The organism is Candidatus Palauibacter sp. (assembly GCF_965216145.1).
In the GTDB taxonomy this organism is placed as follows: domain Bacteria; phylum Gemmatimonadota; class Gemmatimonadetes; order Palauibacterales; family Palauibacteraceae; genus Palauibacter.
In genome coordinates this window covers 2,287,937-2,309,019 of sequence record NZ_OZ244149.1, presented here as the reverse complement: position 1 = coordinate 2,309,019, position 21,083 = coordinate 2,287,937, and the positions used below count along the sequence as shown (strand labels likewise).

At 72.6% G+C, this 21,083-nt stretch carries 22 protein-coding genes; all 22 read right to left on the bottom strand.

What is annotated here, in order from left to right:
• Position 1: 1 nt before the first annotated feature.
• Entirely contained in the window at positions 2–976 is a 975-nt protein-coding gene (locus ACOOHF_RS09865) for a YbbR-like domain-containing protein (RefSeq protein ID WP_420461524.1), read from the bottom strand.
• A gap of 14 nt (positions 977–990) precedes the next feature.
• A complete protein-coding gene (locus tag ACOOHF_RS09860) occupies positions 991–1,764 on the bottom strand; it encodes a PASTA domain-containing protein (protein ID WP_420461523.1) in 774 nt (257 codons plus the stop codon).
• Entirely contained in the window at positions 1,761–3,053 is a 1,293-nt protein-coding gene (locus ACOOHF_RS09855; protein WP_420461522.1) for an RsmB/NOP family class I SAM-dependent RNA methyltransferase, read from the bottom strand. The genes ACOOHF_RS09860 and ACOOHF_RS09855 overlap by 4 nt, the downstream gene beginning before the upstream one ends.
• On the bottom strand, positions 3,050–3,826 hold the full coding sequence (locus ACOOHF_RS09850; RefSeq protein ID WP_420461521.1) for a thiazole synthase: 777 nt from the start codon (positions 3,824–3,826) through the stop codon (positions 3,050–3,052). The genes ACOOHF_RS09855 and ACOOHF_RS09850 overlap by 4 nt, the downstream gene beginning before the upstream one ends.
• A 3-nt stretch (positions 3,827–3,829) precedes the next feature.
• The gene (gene thiS / locus ACOOHF_RS09845) at positions 3,830–4,039 is read right to left on the bottom strand and encodes a sulfur carrier protein ThiS (protein ID WP_419934823.1); all 210 of its coding nucleotides are present in this window, start codon (positions 4,037–4,039) and stop codon (positions 3,830–3,832) included.
• On the bottom strand, positions 3,999–4,679 hold the full coding sequence (locus tag ACOOHF_RS09840; RefSeq protein WP_420461520.1) for a thiamine phosphate synthase: 681 nt from the start codon (positions 4,677–4,679) through the stop codon (positions 3,999–4,001). The genes thiS and ACOOHF_RS09840 overlap by 41 nt, the downstream gene beginning before the upstream one ends.
• A 52-nt stretch (positions 4,680–4,731) precedes the next feature.
• Complete coding sequence (gene fmt, locus ACOOHF_RS09835) at positions 4,732–5,706, bottom strand: methionyl-tRNA formyltransferase (RefSeq protein WP_419934821.1); 975 nt, start codon at positions 5,704–5,706, stop codon at positions 4,732–4,734.
• Positions 5,703–6,191 carry a peptide deformylase gene (gene def, locus ACOOHF_RS09830; protein ID WP_419934820.1) on the bottom strand — a complete coding sequence of 163 codons (489 nt, stop codon included), beginning with the start codon at positions 6,189–6,191 and terminating at the stop codon, positions 5,703–5,705. The genes fmt and def overlap by 4 nt, the downstream gene beginning before the upstream one ends.
• A 23-nt stretch (positions 6,192–6,214) precedes the next feature.
• On the bottom strand, positions 6,215–6,517 hold the full coding sequence (gene yajC / locus ACOOHF_RS09825; RefSeq protein ID WP_420461519.1) for a preprotein translocase subunit YajC: 303 nt from the start codon (positions 6,515–6,517) through the stop codon (positions 6,215–6,217).
• A gap of 40 nt (positions 6,518–6,557) precedes the next feature.
• Positions 6,558–7,709, bottom strand: a complete 1,152-nt coding sequence (gene tgt / locus ACOOHF_RS09820) for a tRNA guanosine(34) transglycosylase Tgt (RefSeq protein ID WP_420461518.1) — start codon at positions 7,707–7,709, stop codon at positions 6,558–6,560.
• Positions 7,710–7,720: 11 nt separating this feature from the next.
• A complete protein-coding gene (gene queA / locus ACOOHF_RS09815) occupies positions 7,721–8,854 on the bottom strand; it encodes a tRNA preQ1(34) S-adenosylmethionine ribosyltransferase-isomerase QueA (protein ID WP_420461517.1) in 1,134 nt (377 codons plus the stop codon).
• The gene (gene ruvB / locus ACOOHF_RS09810) at positions 8,844–9,965 is read right to left on the bottom strand and encodes a Holliday junction branch migration DNA helicase RuvB (protein WP_420461516.1); all 1,122 of its coding nucleotides are present in this window, start codon (positions 9,963–9,965) and stop codon (positions 8,844–8,846) included. Before ruvB ends, queA begins: the two co-directional genes overlap by 11 nt.
• The gene (ruvA, locus tag ACOOHF_RS09805) at positions 9,962–10,552 is read right to left on the bottom strand and encodes a Holliday junction branch migration protein RuvA (RefSeq protein ID WP_420461515.1); all 591 of its coding nucleotides are present in this window, start codon (positions 10,550–10,552) and stop codon (positions 9,962–9,964) included. Before ruvA ends, ruvB begins: the two co-directional genes overlap by 4 nt.
• Positions 10,549–11,028: a crossover junction endodeoxyribonuclease RuvC gene (gene ruvC, locus ACOOHF_RS09800; RefSeq protein WP_419934814.1), complete on the bottom strand. Its 480-nt coding sequence runs from the start codon at positions 11,026–11,028 to the stop codon at positions 10,549–10,551. The genes ruvA and ruvC overlap by 4 nt, the downstream gene beginning before the upstream one ends.
• Positions 11,029–11,042: 14 nt before the next feature.
• Positions 11,043–11,774 carry a YebC/PmpR family DNA-binding transcriptional regulator gene (locus tag ACOOHF_RS09795; RefSeq protein WP_420461514.1) on the bottom strand — a complete coding sequence of 244 codons (732 nt, stop codon included), beginning with the start codon at positions 11,772–11,774 and terminating at the stop codon, positions 11,043–11,045.
• Between the two features lie 34 nt (positions 11,775–11,808).
• Positions 11,809–13,899 carry an elongation factor G gene (gene fusA / locus ACOOHF_RS09790; protein WP_420461513.1) on the bottom strand — a complete coding sequence of 697 codons (2,091 nt, stop codon included), beginning with the start codon at positions 13,897–13,899 and terminating at the stop codon, positions 11,809–11,811.
• 136 nt (positions 13,900–14,035) lie between these two features.
• On the bottom strand, positions 14,036–14,935 hold the full coding sequence (locus tag ACOOHF_RS09785) for a rhomboid family intramembrane serine protease (protein ID WP_420461512.1): 900 nt from the start codon (positions 14,933–14,935) through the stop codon (positions 14,036–14,038).
• A 22-nt stretch (positions 14,936–14,957) separates the two neighbouring features.
• Positions 14,958–16,127, bottom strand: a complete 1,170-nt coding sequence (ddlA, locus tag ACOOHF_RS09780) for a D-alanine--D-alanine ligase (protein ID WP_420461511.1) — start codon at positions 16,125–16,127, stop codon at positions 14,958–14,960.
• A gap of 10 nt (positions 16,128–16,137) precedes the next feature.
• Positions 16,138–16,563, bottom strand: a complete 426-nt coding sequence (locus ACOOHF_RS09775) for an energy transducer TonB (RefSeq protein ID WP_420461510.1) — start codon at positions 16,561–16,563, stop codon at positions 16,138–16,140.
• Complete coding sequence (gene mutS / locus ACOOHF_RS09770) at positions 16,556–19,252, bottom strand: DNA mismatch repair protein MutS (protein ID WP_420461509.1); 2,697 nt, start codon at positions 19,250–19,252, stop codon at positions 16,556–16,558. The genes ACOOHF_RS09775 and mutS overlap by 8 nt, the downstream gene beginning before the upstream one ends.
• Positions 19,249–20,049: an SPOR domain-containing protein gene (locus tag ACOOHF_RS09765; RefSeq protein WP_420461508.1), complete on the bottom strand. Its 801-nt coding sequence runs from the start codon at positions 20,047–20,049 to the stop codon at positions 19,249–19,251. Before ACOOHF_RS09765 ends, mutS begins: the two co-directional genes overlap by 4 nt.
• The gene (gene holA / locus ACOOHF_RS09760) at positions 20,046–21,056 is read right to left on the bottom strand and encodes a DNA polymerase III subunit delta (RefSeq protein ID WP_420461507.1); all 1,011 of its coding nucleotides are present in this window, start codon (positions 21,054–21,056) and stop codon (positions 20,046–20,048) included. The genes ACOOHF_RS09765 and holA overlap by 4 nt, the downstream gene beginning before the upstream one ends.
• Between the last annotated feature and the right edge of the window lie 27 nt (positions 21,057–21,083).

Sequence of the window (21,083 nt, the reverse complement as noted above, 5' to 3'; positions counted from 1 at the left end):
TTTACGGGTCGCTCGGGGCAGAGCCGGCGCCGGAGCCGGCCGAGCCGGCGGACACGCGCTCCGGCGAGAGGTCGATCGTCACCGTGGCGGCCACATCCTCGGGCAGCCGGACGCGCACGGGGAAGGAACCCGCGCCATCGAAGAAGGCGGGGATCTCGACCGTCAGGGTGAGGTCGGCGGGGTCGAGTCCGTCCACGACGGCGGCCGGGCCGGAGACGGCGGCCGTGACGGTGGCCGGTTCGAGCGACACTGTCCCCGCTCCGGAGCCCACCCCCAGGCCCGTGGCGGAGACCGGGGCCTCGAACCGGCGGGTGACGAGGGAGTCGACCTCGACGGTGCCGATCACGGTGGCCGGCTCGACGGAGAGTCCCGAGAGATCGGGCGGCAGCGCGATCCCCAGTTGCTGGGTCACCGGTCTCGACACCGCGCCGACTCGGAGAAGCTCGGTCGTGACCTCGGAGACGCGGTTCACGAACGAGGCGGGCCCCTGCAGCCACACGCTGTCGGGCGCGAGCCGCATGCCGACGACGAAGGCGCCCGGCGCCGCCCGCGCGTCCGTCCTCCCGGCGACGGCGACCCACTTCCCCACCCGCTCTTCGAGCCGGACGGAGACGATGGCGGGGCTCACGGCCACGGGTTCGACGCCGAGTTCGCGGTTGTAGATGACCTCGGACGGCGAAAGCTCGACGCTCACCACGCTGTCTTCCACCTGGTCGATGACCTTGCGGATCCTGTTTTCCTCGAAGCGCGTGGCGAAGACTTCGTTCCTCCCGCCGCGGAACGTGGTCGTGATCTCCGAGGGGATGACCTCGCGCAGACTCCAGGCGGAGTCGCTCACCTGGATCTCGAGGAGGGTGGGCACGGCCTGTTCGGCGAGTTGGCCGTCGGCCGACACGCGCAGCCAGAGGAGGATCGAGAGCACGAGCGCGGCCGCCTTGTAGGGCCAGTTCCGGGTCAGCAGTCCCTGAAGATCCATCCTATCTCTCCATCCTATCTCTCCATCCTGGAGACGGTATCGGGCGGCGTATCGGACGCCGTATCGGGCGGCGTATCGGGCGGCGTCCCGGCCACGATCACCGAGACGAGGCCGTCTCCGCGCAGGGGGGAGCCGGGGTCCGGACTCTGAAACACGACGCGGCCCTGCACGTCGCGCGCGTCGGCCTGGTAGCGGACCGCGCCGAGGCGCAGTGCCACCTCCTTCAGGAGGGCCTCGAGGTCGTCGACGTGGCGGCCGCGCAGGTCGGGGACGGTGACGATCGCCCGGCCCCGGCTCACGAAGAGCCGAACCGAGGCGGGCAGCGTGAGGCGGGCGCCGGCTTCGGGCTCGGTGCGGATCGCGCCGGCCGCCGGGGTATCCTCCACATCCTCGATGTCGATCTCGAACCCGAGTCGGGTGAGCAGCGTCGCCGCATCGGCGGTCGGGAGTCCGCCGAGATCGGGGACGACGCGGGTCTCGACGCCGGCGCTCGTCGTGAGAAAGACCGTGTCGCCGGTCTGGGTGGTCTGGCCCGGGAGCGGGGTCTGGGCGACGACGGCCCCGGCCGCGATGCCGTCGTGGCTGAGGCGGCCGCGCTCGAGGGCGGCGAAGCCGAGGGCTGCGAGTTGCCGCTCCGCCTCCGCGAGCGGGGTGCCGGTGAGATCGGGCACCTCGGTGAAATCGACGTCGGTGGGGTCCGCCGCCGCTGGGAAGAGCCAGCGCGCGGCCGCGGTGTAGCCGAGGCCGCACATGACGGCGGTGAGGAGGAGGGCGCGGAGGAACTTCACGCGACCCTCCGCAGCCGCGCCGCGTAGGCGCCGTCGGTGTCGGTGACCCAGGGGCGGACGAAGAGGTCGCCGCGCGGGGTCACGCAGCCATCGGGGACCGCGTCCGGCGGTTCGCGCCGGTAGTCGGGCCTGCGCTCGAGGAAGGCGTCCACCTGTCCTTCGTTCTCCTCGCGTTCGAGCGAACATGTGCTGTAGACCAGAAGGCCGCCCGGCCGTACGGCATCGGCGCAAGCGTCCATGATCTCGCGCTGCAGCGCCACGAGGGCGCCGAGGCCGCGCTCGTCGAGCCGCCAGCGGGCGTCGGCCCGCCGCCGCAGGACCCCGGTGCCCGTGCAGGGCACGTCGGCCAGCACGGTCCCGGCCTCGGCGACCGGAAGCCGGCGCGCGTCGGCGACGGCCGCGCTCACCGGCAGCTTCAGCCGCCGGGCCGGCGCGGCGAGGCGGGCGAGCCGCCCCCGCGAGACGTCGAGCGCCACGACCGGCACGCCGTATGCCGCCGCGAGCCCCACGGCCTTCGTGCCCGGCGCCGCGCACACGTCCAGCACGGGTTCGGCGGGCCGACGACCCACATAATCTACCACCGAGGAGGCCGCAGGGTCCTGCACCACGGCGCGGAGCCCGGCGAGCGCCGCCGCGGGGGCGCCCTCCGCGAGCGTGAAGGAGCGCGGCCAGCCGGGCACGGGCGCGAGCCGGACGCCCTCCGGCGGCACGGGGTCGTCGCCGTCCAGCATCCGCAGCACGACGTCCGGGGGACGGTTCTGCCCTTCGACGAGCCGCCGCACATCGGCCAGCGGCCAGCGCGCGAGCCAGCGCCGCAGGAGCCACTCGGGGTGCGAGCCCCACGAACACAGGTGCGCGACCGGATCCGCGTCGGGCTCGGGGAACGGATCGGCGCCGTCCCGCCCCCTGGCCACGGCCCGCAGCACGGCGTTCACGTACCCGACCCGCTTCCGCCCCACCCCGGCCCGCGCCGCGCGCACCGTCTCGCCGACCGCGGCGTGATCCGGCGTCCGCAACTCCGTCAGCTGGTAGACCCCGATCCGCAGCCAGTCCCGCACGGTCGGGTCGATCCGGCGGAGCGGCCGGTCCGCGAAGGCCGCGATCCAGACGTCCAGGCGCGCGCGCAGCCGCAGGCAGCCGAACGCAATGTCCAGGGCCAGGCCGCGGTCCACGGGGTCCACGCCGGGGAGGATGCGCGAGGCCGCGAGATCGGACAGGGCGCCGACCCTCACATCGGCCAGGATCCGGTGGGCCGCCGCGCGCGGGTTCAGCGGAGTCCGCGGGCTCAATCCGGGGGCGGCAGACCCTCGAGCGGACTCGACGGCACCGCCCATTCGCGGCGCGGCATGCGTCCGGCGAGGTACGCGCGGCGCCCCGCCTCCACCGCCAGCCGCATCGCCCGCGCCATCTCCACCGGATCCTCCGCCGCGGCGATCGCCGTGTTCATGAGCACGCCGTCGACCCCCTGCTCCATCGTCGCGCACGCGTCGGAGGCCGTCCCCACCCCGGCGTCGACGACGACCGGGACGGAGAGCCTGGACTTGATGATCCGGATGTTGAGCGGGTTCAGCAGCCCGAGGCCGCTCCCGATCGGAGAGGCGAGCGGCATCACCGCCGCGGCCCCGGCGTCCTCGAGCCTGAGCGCCGTCACGAGGTCGTCGTTCGTGTAGGGAAGGACGGTGAACCCCTCGGCCACGAGCACGCGCGTGGCCTCGATCAACGCCTCGGTGTGGGGGAAGAGCGTGTCGGCGTCGCCGATGACCTCGAGCTTCACCCAGTCGCTCATCCCCGCCGCGCGCCCCAGCCGCGCGAAGCGGATCGCGTCCTCGGCGGTGTAGCACCCCGCCGTGTTGGGGAGGAGTTCGAACTCGTTCGGAGTGATCGTCCGCAGGATGTCGTCGCGGTCCGGGTTCTCGATGTCGACCCGCCGCACCGCGACCGTGACCATGCCGGCGCCGGAGGCCCGGATCGCCTCGAGCATCACCTCGGGACTCGGGTATTTCCCCGTCCCCACGATGAGACGGGAATCGAACGTGCGGCCGCCGATCTCGAGCGCGTCCATCGTTCAGCCGCCTCCCACGAAGTGGACGAGTTCGACGCGGTCGCCGGCCTCGAACCGGATGCTCTCGATCTCCGGCGGCCGGACGATCCGACGGTTCAGTTCGACGACGATCGCCCGCCCGTCCAGTCCGAGGTCGCGGAGCAACACCGCCACGGACGTTCCCGCGGGAACGTCACGCTCCCGTCCGTTCACCTGTATCCGTATCTCGTCCATCCCATCTCCGGTCCAGTCTTCTCCTCAGATCGAGCGCGGCCCGCGCCGGGTCGGGAGCCGACCACACCGCGCGCGCCACCACGATCCCGTGCGCGCCAGCCTCCACGACCTCGTCGATCCGCTCCGCGCGCAGGCCGCCGATGGCGAGAACCGGCGCGGCGGTCGGCGCGGCGGTCGGCGCGGCGCGGACGGCGGCGGCCACGGCCTCGGTCACCGCCGCGGGGCCGCTTCCCGCGCGCCCGGGGTGCGAGGGCGTGGCGTAGATCGTGCCCGGCACAAGGTAGTCGGCGCCGTCCCGAACGGCTCGAAACGCGCCCTCCGCATCGTGTACGGATGCCCCGATCGCCAGCCTCCCCGCGCACGCCTCGACCATGCGGCGCGTCTCCTTCACCCCGAGGGCGGTTCGTCCAAGCTGCACCGCCCGCGCGCCGGCCGCCAGCGCGACATCGGGCCGTCCGTTCACCACCAGCCAACCCCCCGTCCGCGCCGCGCTCGAGGCCAGTTCAGCGGCGATCTCGAACAGGCGACGGGTGGAGAGACGCGCCCTCAGATGTACCGCGATGGGGGCCCCGCGCTCCATCGCGCGTTCGACCGCCGCGAGGCCGGAGGGGCCGTCCACCTCCCGCTCCGAGACGAGCACGTGCAGCCGCGGGAAGCCGTCGAGCCGGTGGCGGAAACCGTCAAGCCGCGCGTCAGTCGAAGCGGACCCCCTTCAGGTCCGCGACCCCCCGGGCGACCCCGCGGACCCAGGCGGCGGCGGACATGCGCCGGCGGCCGGCCGGCTTGACGGCGCCGACGCGGAGGACCCCGTCTCCGGTGGCGACCCGCAGCCCCCGCACGGGGTGCGCTTCGATGACCGTGCCCGGCGCCGGAACCCCGGCCGTCGTGGCGGCGTCGCCCGCTCCGGGGGCGTCGGGCTCGACGGTCGGTTCGAAGCACTGCAGCGACCGCCCGCGGAGGGTGGTCCAGGCCGCGGGCCAGGGGTCGCAGCCGCGCAGCCGGCGGGCCAGTTCGGGGGCGGCGCGCGACCAGTCGATGCGCGCCGCCTCCCGGTCGAGTTTCGGGGCCCACGTCGCGCGCGCTTCGTCCTGCGGCGTCTCGACGGCGCGCCCGGCCGCGATCTCGGCCAGCACCTCGACGAGCCGCGTCGCTCCCGCCCGGGCCACCGCCTCGTACAACTCCCCGGCGGTCATGGCGGCGTGGATCGGGATGCGGGTCTGCCCGAGCACCGGTCCGGCGTCGAGCGCGGCGACCATGCGCTGGATGCTGACCCCCGACTCGGCATGCCCGCGGATGATCGCCCAGTTGATCGGGGCGGCCCCGCGCAGGGCGGGCAGGAGCGACGCGTGGACGTTGAACGAACCGAGCGGCGGCAGATCGAGCGCCTCGCGCGGGAGGATGCGGCCGTACGCCGCCACGACGGAGACATCGGGGGTGAGCCGGCGCGCCGCGTCGAGGAACGCCGCCTCGCCCGGGCGGACGGGCTGCAGAACGGGCACTTCGGCCGCCAGCGCCCACTCCGTCACCGGACTGGCCCGCATCGCGCGTCCCCGTCCCGCCGGCCGGTCGGGGTTCGTCACCACGCCCGCGATCTCGTGGCCCGCCGCCCGCATCGCCTCCAGCGAGGGGAGCCCGAACTCCGGCGTCCCCCAGAACAGGACCCTCAAGCCTGCTTGCGCCACTTCCCGAGCAGCATCTTCCGCTTGAGCGGACTCACGCGGTCGAGGAAGAGGATCCCGTCGAGGTGGTCCGTCTCGTGCTGGAGGCAGCGGCTGAGGAGGCCGTCGGCCCGGATCTCCACCGGTTCCCCGTCCAGCCCCAGCCCGCGCACGACGATCGACGCGCTGCGCTCGACGATCTCCGCCAGCCCGGGGATGCTGAGGCATCCCTCCTCCTCCTTCGATGTCCCCTCCGCCTCGACGATCTCGGGGTTCACGAGGACGCCGGGGGCGATGTCGGAATCGCGCACGTCGTAGACGAAGAGCCGGACCGGAACGCCCACCTGCGGCGCGGCGAGCCCGATGCCGTCGGCGTTGTACATCGTCTCCTGCATGTCCTCGGCGAGGCGGCGCATCCCGTCGTCGATGTCCGCCACGGGGGCGCACTTCTCCCTCAGTACGGGGTCGCCGAAGGTGCGGATTTCCAGGATCACAGCGACTTTGCGGGCCGGCTCGGTCAGCTCCGGGAGTCGACCCTGCCGATCTTCGAGCGCTCGACCTCGACCCGCGTGTCGCCGGTCTTGACCGTGACGCGCTCGTTCGTGAGGTGGACGATGGTTCCGACGATGCCGCCGATGGTCGTGACCACGTCTCCCCGCTTCAGGTTCTTGACCAACTCCTGATGCTCGCGCTGCTGCTTTCGCTGCGGGCGGAAGAAGATGAAGTAGAAGATGGCGATGAACCCGAACATCATCATCATCGTCGCGGCCGGGTTCGCCGTCCCGCCTTCCCCGCCGCCCATGAAGCTGACAATCAGCATGCTCCGTCCTCGCCTTCTGTGTCCTCGGCGTCCCCTGACGTCACGGCGCCGCGGGTCCGCGTCGGTACGTGGCCAGCCAGGCATCGGCCCAGCGGTCGTAGTCGCCCCGCAGGATCGCCGCGCGGGCGAGTGAAGTCAATCGAATCAGGAACCGCACGTTGTGCAGCGACAGGAGCCGCAGGCCGAGGAGTTCGTTGCTCACGAACAGGTGGCGCAGGTAGGCGCGGCTGTAGCCCGCGCAGCAGGCGCAGTCGCACGTCGCGTCGAGCGGAGCGGGATCGGCCGCGAAGCGCGCCCCCTTGATGTTGAGGCGACCTTCGGCCGTGAAAGCGGTGCCGTTGCGCCCGTTCCGGGTCGGCGCCACGCAGTCGAACATGTCCACGCCGCGCCGCACCGCCTCGACGACATCGTCGGGATAGCCGACCCCCATGAGATACCGGGGGCGGTCGGAGGGCAGCGCGGGTTCGATGACGTCGAGCACGCGGTGCGTAGCATCCTTCGCCTCGCCCACGGAGAGGCCGCCGATCCCGATCCCCGGCCACTCGCCCGCCGCCAGCGTGCGCTCGATCGACTCGAGGCGCAGATCCTCGAACGACGCGCCCTGTACGATCGGGAAGAGGAGCCCGCCGCTATCGGGATGAGCTTCGTGGCTGTCGCGGCAGCGCTCGAGCCAGGCGAGGGAGCGTTCGACCGCGGTCCGGGCCGCCTCGCGCGACGCCTCGCCGGGGGGACATTCGTCGAACGCCATGCGGATGTCGGAGCCGATCGCGGCCTGGATGTCCATCGACAGTTCCGGGGTCAGCCGGTGCAGGCTCCCGTCGAGGTGGCTGCGGAAGGTCACCCCTTCGTCGTCGATCTCGTTGATGCGCGCGAGCGAGAACACCTGGAAACCGCCCGAGTCCGTGAGGATGGGCCCATCCCATCCCATGAAACGGTGAAGTCCGCCGAGTTCCTTGAGGACGCGGGTCCCGGGCCTCAGGTAGAGGTGATACGCGTTCCCGAGCAGGATCTCGACCCCTGCCGCGCGGAGTTCGCCGGGGGTGAGGGACTTCACGGTGCCGAGCGTCCCCACGGGCATGAAGCACGGCGTATGGATCGTGCCGCGCGCGAGGTCGAGGACCCCCGCCCTGGCGCGCCCGCTCGTCCCGTCGAGGCGGAAGTGTCCGGCGTCCGTGACGCGACCGTCCGTCATGTGACCGTCCGTCATGTGATCAGCATCGCGTCGCCGTAGGAATAGAAGCGGTAGCGCTCCCTGATCGCGTGCGCGTAGGCCGCGAGCGCGAGTTCGCGCCCCGCGAACGCCGCCACGAGCATGAGGAGGCTGGAGCGCGGGAGGTGGAAGTTCGTCACGAGCGCGTCGACGGCGTGGAAATCGTATGGGGGGCGGATGAAGAGGTCGGTCCAGCCCCGGCCCGGTTCGAAGCGGCCGGGGGCGCCCACGGTCTCGAGCACGCGGCAGGAGGTCGTGCCGATCGCGACCACGCGGCCGCCCGCCGCGCGCGTCGCGTTGAGTTGGTCGGCCGCCTCGGGGGAGAAGCTGTAGGCCTCGGGCGCGACGCGGTGTTCCTCGACGCGGGTCGCCGTCACGGGGCGGAAGGTCCCGAACCCGACGTGCAGGGTGAGGCGGACGAGGCGCGCGCCCCGGGCCTCGAGGGCGGCCAGGAGTTCGGGGGTGAAGTGGAGCCCGGCCGTGGGGGCGGCGACGCTCCCGGCCGGCGCCGCGTAGACGGTCTGGTAGCGCTCGCGGTCCTCCGCGTCGTCGCGCGGCATGTTGTCGCGCGGCGCGCCGCGCCGCGCGTTCGGACCGCCCCCCGCGTCCCGCACGATGTACGGTGGGAGGGGGACGCGGCCGTGGCGCTGGATGAGCGTCCAGGGGTCCGCGTCGCCGGCGAGCCGCACGAGGCGCGTGCCGTCGGGGGCGGAGTCGAGGATCTCGACCGTGAACCCGTCCGCGATATCGACCGTGCGGCCGGGCTTGAGCTTGCCGCCGGGGCGGACCATGGCGCGCCACAGGCGGGTGTCGGCCCGGTCGAAGGGGTCCGTCGGTTCGAGCGAGGAGGCCTCGGGGCGGACGAGGAGGATCTCGGCGCGGGCGCCGGTCGGCTTGCGGCCGAGGAGCCGGGCCGGGAAGACGCGGCTGTCGTTGACGACGACCGCATCGCCGGGCGACAGCCGCTCGAGCAGCGCGGGAAAGGCTGCGTCCGTGAAGCGGCCCCGCGCGCGATCGACCACGAGGAGCCGGCTGGCATCACGGCGCTCGGCCGGGCGGGCCGCGATCAGCTCGGCCGGCAGTTCGTAGTCGTACGCCTCGGTGCGGCCCGCCCGCTCAGCCTTCATCGCCGACGTCACCGCCGACGTCACCGCCGAACAGCGCGCCCTGCGCCCTGCCGGCTTCTCCGCGCGGGAGCGCGTAGCCGAAGCGCGCGTACGCCTTCCGGGTGGCCGTGCGGCCTCTCGACGTCCGCTGCATGTACCCGTTCTGGATCAGGTACGGCTCGTACACCTCCTCCAGCGTGCCCGCGTCCTCCCCCACCGCGACGGCGAGCGAGGCGAGCCCCACCGGTCCCCCTTCGAACGTCTCGATGATCGCCTTGAGCACGCGCGCGTCCATCTCGTCGAGGCCGTACTCATCCACGTTGAGCAGCTTGAGGCCGTCCACGGCCGTCTCGGCGTCGATCGTACCGTCGCCCCGCACCTCCGCGAAGTCGCGCACGCGGCGCAGGAGGCGGTTCGCGATGCGGGGCGTGCCGCGGGCGCGGCGCGCGATCTCGTCGGCCCCGTCGGCGGTGGTGGGGATGTCGAGGAGGCTCGCGGAGCGGACGACGATCCGCGCCAGTTCCTCCTTCGGGTAGTAACCCAGCCGCTCGACGACGCCGAAGCGCGCCCGCATGGGCGCGGTGAGGAGTCCGAAGCGGGTCGTCGCCCCCACGAGCGTGAAGCGCTCGAGCTTCATCGTGAACGTCTCGACGCGGGGGCCGTCCCCGAGCCGGATCTCGATCCGGTAGTCCTCCATCGCCGGATAGAGGAACTCCTCGATCACGGGCCGCAGGCGGTGGATCTCGTCGATGAAGAGGAGGCCCCGCGGCGGGAGGTTCGTGAGCAGGCCGGCGAGGTCGCCCGGCTTCTCGAGCACGGGGCCGGAGGTGAGCTTGACCTCGACCCCGAGTTCGCGGGCGAGGAGGAGGGCGAGCGTCGTCTTCCCGAGGCCCGGCGGGCCGTAGAAGAGGGTGTGGTCGAGCGCCTCGCCGCGGCCCAGCGCGGCCTCCACGAACACGGAGAGGCTCTCCTTGACGCGCGCCTGGCCGATGAATTCGTCGAGGCGCTGCGGGCGCAGCGAGGCGTCGGGGCGCAGGTCGTCTTCGAGCACCTCCGGCGTGGTGATCTCCGTGCGCGGCCGGTCGTCCGGCGCGCCGGTGCCGGTCCCGCCGGGGGGGCCGGGCGCCGTCATACGTGCTGCAGCGCGCGGCGCACGAGTTCCTCGACGCCGACCTTGCGGCCCTCGAGCGCATCGAGCGCGTGGCGCACGGCGTTCTCGCTCTGCCCGCGCTGGTAGCCGAGGGCCCGCAGCGCCTGCACGGCCGCCGCGGCCGGGCCGCCCGCCGCCGGCAGGTCGCCGGCCGGGTCGCCCAGGTCGTCGAGCTTGTCCGCGAGGTCGATCGCGATCCGCTCCGCCGTCTTCCGGCCCACGCCGCTCACCGTCTGGAGGGTGCGGTGGTCCTTGGCGCGGATCGCCCGCACGATCCGGCCCGGCGGCAGCGCCCCGAGGATCGCGAGCGCGAGGCGCGGCCCCACGCCGCTCGGGGTGCGCAGCCGCTGGAAGAGTTCGCGGTCCCGTGCGGTCTCGAAGCCGTACAGTTCGAACGCGTCGTCGCGCACGACGAGAACGGTGTGCAGTTCGACGGCGGCCCCCTCGGGCGGCAGCCGGTCGACCAGCCCGAGCGGCACGTTGACCTCGTAGCCGACGCCGTCGCCCGTCACCACCTCGACGGCGCTCGCGCCGCGCCCGACCAGCTCTCCGCGCAGACGCCGGATCACGGGAGCCTCCCGCCGATCAGGTGACAGAGGGCGACCGCGCAGCCGTCCGCCGCGTCCGCCGGGCGCGGCGCCTCGCCGAGCCGCAGGTGGTGCTTGACCATGAAGCCGACCTGCTCCTTGCTGGCGGCGCCGGTCCCCACGACCCGCTTCTTCACCTGCCGCGGCGCGTACTCGTGAATCGGGAGGCCCCGCAACTGCGCCGCGAGGACGAGGACGCCGCGCGCGTGCCCCAGCACCATGGCCGTGCGGGCGTTCCGCCCGTGGAAGGCGCTCTCGATCGCCACGCACGTCGGCGCCAGCCGGTCGATGATCTCGAGCGCCCCGCAATGGATGTCCGCGAGCCGCGAGCCCAGATCCGTCCCGCGCGGCCGCACGACGCCGCACTCGATGAGGCGGTACGAGAGGCCCGGGACCGACCGGCCCCCCTCGATGCAGCCGTAGCCGGTCGCCCGCGTGCCGGGGTCGATTCCCAGCACCTTCAGTGGGCCGCTCAGTCCCCCGCCTCCAGATCGACGTTCGTGTTGACCCGCAGCACGTCGTCGTGGTCGTCGAGCGCCGTCAGGATGTCGAGCACCCTCCCCGCCTCGCGTCCCTCGACTCTCACCGTGTTCTTCGCGACCATGGCGAGATCCGCCTCCGCGACCGCGATCCCGGCCGCGCGCATCGAGGCGAGCACGTCGTGGAAGTCGCCCGCCCCCGTCGTCACGACGTACATCCCGTCGTCCGCCTCGAAGTCCTCCGCCCCGGCCTCGAGCGCCGCATCGAGCGTCGCCTCCTCGTCGCTGCGGTCGGCCGACACGAGGATCTGGCCCTTGCGTTCGAACAACCAGGCGACGGAGCCGCTCTGCCCCAGGTTCCCGCCCCGCTTGTCGAGCAGGTGCCGGAGTTCGGCCAGCGTCCGCCGCGGGTTGTCCGTGAGACACTCCAGATACAGCGCCGCGCCGCCGGGCGCGTAGCCCTCGTGCGTGACCTCTTCGTACGAGGCCCCGGGGAGGTCGCCCGTCCCGCGCCTGATCGCGCGTTCGATGTTCTCGGTCGGCATGCGCTGGCCCTTGGCGTTGTCGATCGCGGTCCGGAGACGGGGGTTGAAGTCCGGGTCCCCTCCCCCTTCGCGCGCCGCCACGGCGATCTCGCGCCCGAGCTTGGAGAAGAGCTTCCCCTTCGCCTTGTCGGTCACCGCCTTCTGGCGCTTGATCTTCGACCACTTCGAATGGCCCGCCACGGGCTACCGCCTGCTCGTCTTCCTGCTCGTCTTCCTACTCATCGCCATCGCGCCGGGACTCCGCGATCACTCTCTCCTGAACATGCGGCGGAACCTGCTCGTACGCAGCCAGGCTGCGGGTGTGCGTCGCCTTCCCGTGCGTCAGCGAGCGCAGCGCCGCGGAGTACTTGTAGAGTTCGGCCTGGGGGACGTGGGCCTTCACGACCTGCCGCCGCCCCTTCGATTCCATGCCGAGGACGCGGCCGCGCCGCTGGTTGAGGTCTCCCATCACCTCGCCCATGTACTCCTCGGGCGTCTCGACCTCCACCTCCATGATCGGCTCGAGGATCACCGGGTTCGCCTCCCGCGCCACCTTCTGGAACGCGATCGAGCCCGCGATCTGGAAGGCGATGTCGGAGCTGTCGACGGAGTGGTGCGAGCCGTAGTAGCACTCGGCCTGGAAGTCCACCAGGGGGTAACCCGCGAGGACGCCCTTGCGGCGCGCCCCCTCGATCCCCTTTCCCACGGCCGGGACGAACTTGGTCGGGATCACGCCGCCCTTGATCGAGTCCACGAACACGTATCCCCCTCCGCGCGGCAGCGGGCTGAGGCGGACATGGCAATCGCCGAACTGGCCCCGCCCGCCGGACTGCTTCCTGTGGCGGCCCTGGCCCTCGGCGGTCCTCGTGATCGTCTCGCGGTAGGCGATCCGCGGCTCGTGGATGTCCACGTTGACCCCGTACTTCCGGGTCATCTTCTCGAGCGAGATGTTGAGGTGGATCTCCCCGAGTCCGCGGATGATCGTCTGCCCGCGCTCGGGGTCGTAGCCCGCGGCGAAGGTCGGGTCCTCCTCGTGCAGCTTCGACAGCCCGCTCCCGATCTTGTCCTCGTCGGCGCGCGTGCGCGCGGTCACCGCGAGGGAGAGGTCGGGGGCCGGCCAGCGGATCCCCTCGAGCGTGACGGGCGAGGCGCCGTCGCACAGGGTGTCGCCGGTGTGCGTGTCCTTGAGCTTCGTCACGACGCCGATGTCGCCGGGGTTCAGGACCTCGACGTCGACGCGCCGGACGCCGTGCGGGATCGCGAGGTGCGCGAGGCGCTCGGTCGAGGCGCGGCCGGGGTTGAGGAGCATGATGCCGTTGGTGATGCGGCCGCTGAACACGCGGAAGTAGCTCAGGTCGCCTACGTGCGGCTCGGAGGTCGTCTTGAAGACGAGGACCGCTGCCGGCGCGCCGACTCCCGGCTCCAGCACGACCTCGCCGCTTCCGTTGGACGCGGTCTGGGGGACCGCGCGGTCGGGCGAGGGCAGGAGTTCCACGATGCGGTCGAGGAGGGCCGGCACCCCGGCGCTCGTCTGGCACGAACCGCAGAACACGGGGACGACATCACCGTCGCGGATCGCCTCCGCGAGGACCTCCACGACGCGGCCGGGGTCGAGTTCCTCTCCCTCGAAGTAGGCCTCGAGCAGATCATCGTCCGCCGACACGATCGCCTCGATCAGCGTCTCGCGGAGTTCCTCCACCTCCGCCGCCACCTCGGCGGGGGGATCGACCTCGTCCGCGGCGCCCTTGTCGCCCCCCTTGAACATGTGCGCCTTCATCGTGAGGAGGTCGACGATGCCGGCGAAGTCGGCGCCCGCCCCGATCGGGAGCTGGACCGGCATCGCGTTCGGCGTGAGTTCGGCCCGGATCTGGTCGACGGTGTTCCGGAAGTTCGCGTTGTCCCGATCCATCATCGAGACGAAGACGGCCCGCGGCAGGCTCGCGGCTTCGGCGGCGGCCCACGTCTTCTCCGTCCCCACCTCGACCCCCGAGATCGCGTCGACGACGCAGAGGCCGGCGTCCCCCACCCGGATCCCCGCCAGGACTTCGCCGAGGAAGTCGAGGTAGCCGGGCGTGTCGATGAGGTTGATCCGGGTCTCGTCCCAGACGGCGTGGGCCACGGCGAGGTTGATCGAGATCCCGTGGCCGATCTCCTCGGGGGTGAAGTCGGTGAGCGCATTCCCCTTCTGCACGTCGCCCTTCCGGTTCGTATTTCCGGCGACGTAGCACATCGAATCCACGAGTGTCGTCTTGCCGGCGCCTCCGTGACCGAAGAGGACGACGTTGCGGATGTTGGACGTTTCATATGCCGAGGCGGCAGACGCCATGGACACCTCCCGGGACGGAGACTGGATCGCGGGGCGCGGGCCGACGTCGAACGCGGCTCGCGCGGGGCGGATATTGTAGAAACCGGCGGCGGAAAACTCCAGCCGCGCGGGGATGCGCCGGGCGTCGCCGGGGCGTTCAGTGCGTGCGGGACTTGGTCGGGGTGTCCTGCGTCTCCCTGTACTGCCGGCTCACCTCGTCGAGGAACGCCCGTTCACGGGGGGTCAGCGAGTCCATTCCGGTCGCGCGGATCTTGTCGAGGATGCGGTCGACCTCGTCCAGGGCGTCGCCGTCCCGCCGGCGCCGTCGGCGGGGGGTGGGGGGCGGCGCCTCGCCGGTGGAGGCCGCACGGCGCCTGCGCCGCGGCCGGGGCGCGGGCTTTTCCTTCTCCCGGTAGAGCGCCTTCTCCGCGAACCGGCGGAGACGCTCGCCGTAGCGCAGGTACACGAACCCGCTCACGAGGCCGCCGAGGTGCGCCCAGTGAGCCACGCCGTCGGCGGAGCCCTGCGCGGTCGAGAGGAGGGTGATGGCGCCCAGCCCCATCACGAACCACTTCGCCCGCACCGGGAACACGAACCAGAGGAGGATCTTCGCGTCGGGCCAGTTGAGGGCGAAGGCCACGAGGAGGCCGAAGACGGCGCCGGAGGCCCCGATCATCATCGTCGGCCCGAGGACGGAATAGAGGAGGACGGAGGAGGCGGCGCCCCCGAGTCCCGTGACGAGGTAGTACTTGATGAAGAAGCGGCTGCCCCATTTCTGCTCGAGCGGCGGCCCGAAGAAGAAGAGCGCGAGCATGTTCATGAACACGTGCATGAAGCTGCCGTGCAGGAACATGTAGGTGACGGCGGTCCAGGGTCGCGTGAGGAAGCCGGGGACGCCGAAGCCCAGCCACTCGATCGCCGGGGCCGGGACGATCCGCAAGCTCATGAGGAGGAAGATCGCGAAGTTCGCGATCATGAGCCGCAGGACCCAGCGGCTCATCGGGAAGCCGTGGCCGAAGCGGACCCCGCCGCTACCGTACGCCTGCTGCCGCATCATGCGCTTGCGTCACTCCGTTCCGTCATTCCGTGTCGCCATCCGTGTCGTCCGTCGCGAGGGCGATCGCCCACGCGAGGCGGCGCTCCCGCTCCCCCCGCTCGATCGCGAGCCGGATGAGGCGGTCGATGAGTTCCGGGTACGAGACGCCGCTCGCCGCCCACAGCTTCGGATACATGCTGATCCGGGTGAAGCCGGGGATGGTGTTGATCTCGTTCACGATGAGTTCGCCCGCCGGCACCTCGCCGCAACCTTCGGTCGTGAGGAAGAGGTCGACGCGGGACATCCCCTCGCAGCACAGCGCGCGGAAGGCGCGGATCGCGAGATCCCGCGCGCGCGAAGTGGTGTCCGGATCGAGGTCCGCGGGGATCAGCAGGTCGGCGCCGGCCTCGTCCAGGTACTTCGCCTCGTAGGAGTAGAAATCGTGCCGCGGGGCGATCTCCCCGGGGATCGAGGCCTCGGGAGTCCGGTTGCCCAGCACCGAGATTTCGATCTCTCGTCCGCGGATCGTGCGCTCGAGGAGGACCTTCGTGTCGAAGGAGAAGGCCTCTTCCAGAGCCTGCTCATAATTGCGCTCCGTGTCCACCCGCGAAACGCCCACGGAGGAGCCCATGTTCGCCGGCTTCACGAAGACGGGGGCGCCGAGCGCTTCCACGACCGCGGTCCAGGCCGGGGCTTCCTCGCGATCGGCGACCGTGAGGAAGGGGGCGACCGGGATCCCGGCGTCGCGGAGGAGCCGCTTCGCGACGTCCTTGTCCATGCAGACCGCCGAGCCGAGGACGCCGGGGCCCACGAAGGGGAGGTGCGCGAGGCGGAGCAGGCCCTGGACGGCGCCGTCCTCGCCCATGGGGCCGTGGAGGACGGGAAATACGACATCGAGCGGCGGGAGCGGGTCGCCGGGCGCCAGCGGCACGATCTCCGGGTCCCGGCCGCAGGCGACGGCGAGGGGCGTCGCGCCGACGGGGAGGCGGATGCGGCGGGGGTCCGACGCGTTCCGCAGGAAGCCGGACTCATCGGCCAGGCGCCAGCGTCCGCGGTGGTCGATGCCGATGAGCACGACATCGTAGCGATCGCGGTCGATCGCCTCGATGACGTTCTTCGCCGACTGCAGCGACACCTCGTGCTCCGGTGACTCGCCGCCGAAGAGGACGCCGACGCGCAGGCGCCGCGCGGTGGTCTCAGGGATTTCGGCCATCCTGGCCCTTTCAGCCGTCCGGGAGCGGCAGCGGGTAGAGGACGGGGAGCACGCCCCAGATGGCGATGGCGGTGTCGCCGTGCCGGGCGGGACGAAAGCGGAGCCGCCGGGCGCTCGCCAGCGCCGCGGAGTCGAGCGCGGAGTCGCCGGCGGAGTTCATCACCTCCACGGAATCGACCCGCCCCAGCCTCGAGATGTGGATGCGGAGGAGCGCTTCGCCCCCCACACCCCGCTCCCAGGCGTCGGGCGGATAGACGAACGGAGCGGACGGGGGCAGGAGAACGGGCGTGACGAAGCTGCCGTCGCCGAGCCGGTCGGGGCGGAGCCCGCCGAGGCTGGGGCGGACGTTTTCGGCGCAGGCGGCCATCGCGAGCCAGGCGAGCGCCGCGAGCGCCGCGAGCCCGGACGTCGCCGTGGCCGGGCCGGGTCTACGCATCGCCGAACGCTTTCCATTCCGCAAGCGTGTTCAGCGCCTCGAGCGGGGTGAGCCGGTCGAGGTCGAGCCGGGCCAGCCGCTCCAGCAGCTCGCGGGCGGCCTCGAGGTCGGTCGCATCCTCATCGCCGGGCGAGCCGGGCGCCGGCGACGCCTGCCCCGCGGGGAACCCGGCCGCCTCGAACAGGGAGAGCTGTCCCATCCCGCCTTCGGCGAGCGCGGCCCCTCGCCCGCCGGCGCCCCACGGCCCGCTCTCCAGCACGCGCAGGATGCGCGCGGCGCGCCCCACGACCTCGGCGGGGAGCCCGGCGAGACGCGCCACGTGCACGCCGTAGGAGCGGTCCGAACCCCCGGGCTCGAGACGGTGCAGGAAGACGATGTCGCGGCCCTCTTCCCGCACCGAGACGTTGAAGGCCGCCGCGCGCGGGAGCGATTCGGCGAGGCCCACGAGTTCGTGGTAGTGCGTCGCGAACACGGTGCGCGCGCCGAGTTCGTGCAGCCGTTCCGTCACGGCCCACGCGATCGACACGCCATCGTACGTCGACGTGCCGCGCCCGATCTCGTCCAGGAGGACCAGCGATCGCTCGCTGGCCCCGTGCAGGATGGTCGCGGTCTCGGTCATCTCCACCATGAACGTGCTCAGCCCCGCCGCGAGGTTGTCGCTCGCGCCCACGCGCGTGAATACGCGATCGCATACCCCGATGCGGGCCCGGCGAGCCGGCACGAAGGAGCCGATGTGCGCCATGAGCGCGATGAGTCCCGCCTGGCGGAGCACGGTCGACTTCCCGGCCATGTTGGGGCCGGTCACGATCATCGTCCGGCGCTCGTCGTCGAGACGCATGTCGTTGGGGATGAACCTGTCGCGACCCACGGCCGTCTCGACGACCGGGTGCCGCCCCTCCTCGACATCGAACAGGACCTCGTCCGTGAGCGCGGGGCGCACGTAGTCCTCGGCCTCGGCCACCTCGGCCAGGCACGCGAGCACGTCGATCTCGGCGACCCGGGCCGCGGCGGACTGCACCCGTCCCACCTCGGCGCCGACCTCGTCCCGCACCGACTGGAAGAGGCGCGCCTCCAGCCGCTGGATCTCGTCGTCCGCGCCGAGGACCCTCCCCTCCCATTCCTTGAGCTCGGGCGTCAGGTAGCGCTCGGCGTTGGTAAGCGTCTGGCGGCGGGTCCACTCCCCGGGAACGCGGTCGAGTTTCGACTTCGTGACCTCGAGGTAATACCCGAAGACCTTGTTGAACCCGATCCTGAGCGTGTCGATGCCGGTGCGGTCGCGCTCGCGAAGCTGCATGCCGGCGATGAAGTCGACCGCGTTTCCACGCACGCCGCGCAGTTCGTCGAGTTCGGGCGAGAAGCCGCGACGGATGACGCCCCCGTCCTTGAGCGCGTGGGGCGTGTCGGGGTCGATGGCCTCGCGGACCCGCTCCGCCACGTCGGCGAGCGGGTCGAACGCCGTGCGCGGATCGGCGAGCCGGCCGGCCTCGAGGCCGTCGAGGGCCGCCGCCAGCCCGGGCAACGCGTCGAGCGAGAGGCCGAGGCCGAGGAGCTCGCGGGGCCCCGCGCGACCGGTCGCGATGCGCGCCGCGAGGCGCTCCAGATCGCGGATGGGGCGGAGTGCGCGCCGGACCCGCCGGCGGACCTCGGGCCGTTCGACGAACTCCTGCACCGCATCGAGGCGGACCCGGATCTCGTCGGCGACGACGAGGGGACGCAGGAGCCGGCGGCGCAGAAGCCGCGCGCCCATCGGCGTGCGCGTGCGGTCGAGCCGCTCGAGGAGCGACGCCCCCTCGCCGGGGCGGAGCGGCTCGACGAGTTCGAGGTTCCGGCGCGTCATCTCGTCCAGAAACATGATCCGCCCGGCCCGGTCGACGCGCGGGGGGCGCAGGTGGTCCAGTCCGGACGGCCGCACTTCCTCGAGGTAGCCGAGCAGCGCCCCGCTCGCCGCGAGTAGGAGCGCGTCGCGCGCCGCGTCGAGCCCGAACCCGACGGAGGACGCCACGCCGAACCACGCGGCGAGACGTTCCTCGCCCTGCTCGGCGTCGAAGCGCCACTCCGGCCGCGTCGTCAGGTGCCAGGCGCCGGGCGGGTGCGCGCTCTCCTCGGGGACGACGATCTCGGCCGGCTCGAGGCGGCCCAGTTCGTCCCGCAGGTCGGCCTCGCCGGCGACCGCGCGCAGCTCGAACTCCCCGGTCGAGAGGTCGACGATCGCGAGTCCGAACGGGACCCGGCCGGCGATCGCGACGACGTAGTTGTTACGCTTCGCCGTGAGCAGCCGGTCCTCGAGGACGGTGCCGGGAGTGATGATCTCGACGACATCGCGCCGGACGATGCCCTGCGCCTCGGCGGGGTCCTCGAGCTGCTCGCAGATGGCAACGCGGCGGCCCGCCTCGAGGAGACGCGAGACGTACTCGTCCACGGCCTTGACCGGCACGCCGGCGAGGGGGATGTCCCGCTTGCCGCCGTTGTTGCGCGAGGTGAGGGTCAGCCCGAGGAGACCGCTCCCCTCCTCCGCGTCCTCGAAGAACATCTCGTAGAAGTCCCCGACCCGGAAGAAGAGGAGGGAGTCCGGGTGGCGGGACTTGATCTCGAGATACTGCCGGATCAGCGGCGTGGACCCGGCGGTGTCGGCCGGGGTGCGAGCCGGGGTGTCGGCCGGGGTGCGAGCCGGGGTGCGGGCCGGGGTCATGGTTCCGCGGCGATGACGGCGACCGGGAAGCCGGCCAGGCGCAGGCGCCGCTCCAGACCGCGGGCCGCCTCGGGCGTCGCGAAACGGCCCACCCGGACGCGGTGGAGCCCGCTCTCCTCGACGACGTGCGCCGGGAAGCCGTCCGCCTCCAGCTGCGACCGCATCTCGGTCGCCGCTTCCGGGATCGAGAAGGCCGCCACCTGGACCGTGAAGCGGGCCGCGCCGGGGGCGCAGCCGGCCGCCGCCGCGGCCGCGAGGCGGACGGAGACCGCGTCTCCGCCGTCCCGCGCCGCCCGGAACGCCCGCGTCCAGCCCTCACAGGCGCGATCGAGCAGGCCGCGGTCCTCGAACGTCCGCCCCGTCCAGTACCACGACGCCGTCGCCGCGGCGCTCCGCGGGTAATCGGCGCGCAGCCGCTCCAGGGCCGCGGCAGCGCGGGCCGGATCGCCCGCCGCCAGCTCCAGCTGCCCCAGCCGGAGCCAGACCCGGGCGCCGTGGGATGAGCCCCCGTCCAGGGCGAGGGCGAGCAGTTCGGCGCGGGCGGAGTCCGCGTCGCTCATGAGCCGCACCCTTAGATATCTGGCGCGTCCGACGGCTTCGCGGGATGGGTCCGGCGTCGTGGACAGCCAGCGTTCGATCGCCCCCGCGACGCCCTCCGTCGCGCCCGACTCGATCCGTGCCTCGAGACGGGCCAGCGCCTCGATCTCGGCGGACTGGGCGGCGGACTGGGCGGCCAGCCCCCAGGCGGGGCTCGCGGCGAAGAGCGCGAGCGGCCACACCCGCCGCAGGCGGCTCACGCGGACGCGCTGCGCATCTGCCCGAGCGAGAGCAGGAGGTCGGCGAGGACCGGCGGGTCGCCGCGGCCCGACTTCAGCTGCCGGTCGGCGCGGTGCAGCGCCCGGAGCGCTCGATCGAGTTCGTCTACGGTCCATCCCCTCGCCTGTCTCGCGTAGGTGCCCGCCTTCCAGGAAAGGTAGCCTCGCCCGGTCTCCGAGAGGACGGCCCGCAGGCCCGCCGTCCCCGTGTCGAGGGCCAGACCGAGGAGCAGGTGGTGTTCGACCAGTCCGGCGACGAGTCCGACACCCCGCTCGGATGTGAGCACGTCCTCCAGCTCGCGCAAGGCGCGCCGGTAGTTGCGCGAAGCCACGAGGTCGAGCCAGCTCCAGCGATCGATCCGATGAGTGCGGGGGATGAGCGCGGAGATCTCGGCCTCCGTGCGCCGGTCGGCGGGCAGCTGCGAGAGCTTCTCGAGTTCGGCGTCGAGCGTCGAGAGGTCCGACCCCACCGCCCCCGCGATGAGCTGGGCCACGGCCGGGGACAGATCGAACCCCCAGCGGGCGCGCGCGCGGTCGCGGATCCAGCCCGGGATCTCGGCGGCCCGGGGCGTGCTCCACTCCAGCGTGCGACAGCTCTTCTTCAGATCGCGGTAGAACGCCGCGCGCGAGCCCTTCGGGATCGTCGCCGTGACGATGAGCGCGATATCGGGGGGGAGCTTCGCCGCGGCCCGCTTCAGGACGTCCCGCGCCCTGGTCGCCAGACGCTCCACGTCGCGCACGAAGACGACCCGGCGTTCCGCCATCATCGGCGGCATGGCGAGGGTCGATGCGAGCTGTTCGCCGGTCACGTCCTCGCCGTGGAACTGGTCGTAGTTGAAGTCGCGCGTGGCGGGGTCGAGGGCGGCGTCGACGAGCTGCCGGGCGGCGTCGTCACGCAGGCGAATCGCGTCGCCGTGCAGGAACCAGCCACCGGCCGGGCCCTCGCGGTCGAGGACGCGAGCGAGTCGCGGATCCCGTCGCGCGCTCACGGGGCGTGAGCGTCGGAAGAGGAGAAA

Coding starts and splice junctions, on each gene's coding strand:
- ACOOHF_RS09775 (WP_420461510.1), bottom strand. CDS start 16,563: ATGCGTAGACCCGGCCCGGCCACGGCGACGTCCGGGCTCGCGGCGCTC.
- ACOOHF_RS09865 (WP_420461524.1), bottom strand. CDS start 976: ATGGATCTTCAGGGACTGCTGACCCGGAACTGGCCCTACAAGGCGGCC.
- ruvB (WP_420461516.1), bottom strand. CDS start 9,965: ATGACGGCGCCCGGCCCCCCCGGCGGGACCGGCACCGGCGCGCCGGAC.
- ddlA (WP_420461511.1), bottom strand. CDS start 16,127: ATGGCCGAAATCCCTGAGACCACCGCGCGGCGCCTGCGCGTCGGCGTC.
- ACOOHF_RS09785 (WP_420461512.1), bottom strand. CDS start 14,935: ATGATGCGGCAGCAGGCGTACGGTAGCGGCGGGGTCCGCTTCGGCCAC.
- tgt (WP_420461518.1), bottom strand. CDS start 7,709: ATGACGGACGGTCGCGTCACGGACGCCGGACACTTCCGCCTCGACGGG.
- ACOOHF_RS09850 (WP_420461521.1), bottom strand. CDS start 3,826: ATGGACGCGCTCGAGATCGGCGGCCGCACGTTCGATTCCCGTCTCATC.
- queA (WP_420461517.1), bottom strand. CDS start 8,854: ATGAAGGCTGAGCGGGCGGGCCGCACCGAGGCGTACGACTACGAACTG.
- mutS (WP_420461509.1), bottom strand. CDS start 19,252: ATGACCCCGGCCCGCACCCCGGCTCGCACCCCGGCCGACACCCCGGCT.
- thiS (WP_419934823.1), bottom strand. CDS start 4,039: ATGGACGAGATACGGATACAGGTGAACGGACGGGAGCGTGACGTTCCC.
- yajC (WP_420461519.1), bottom strand. CDS start 6,517: ATGCTGATTGTCAGCTTCATGGGCGGCGGGGAAGGCGGGACGGCGAAC.
- fusA (WP_420461513.1), bottom strand. CDS start 13,899: ATGGCGTCTGCCGCCTCGGCATATGAAACGTCCAACATCCGCAACGTC.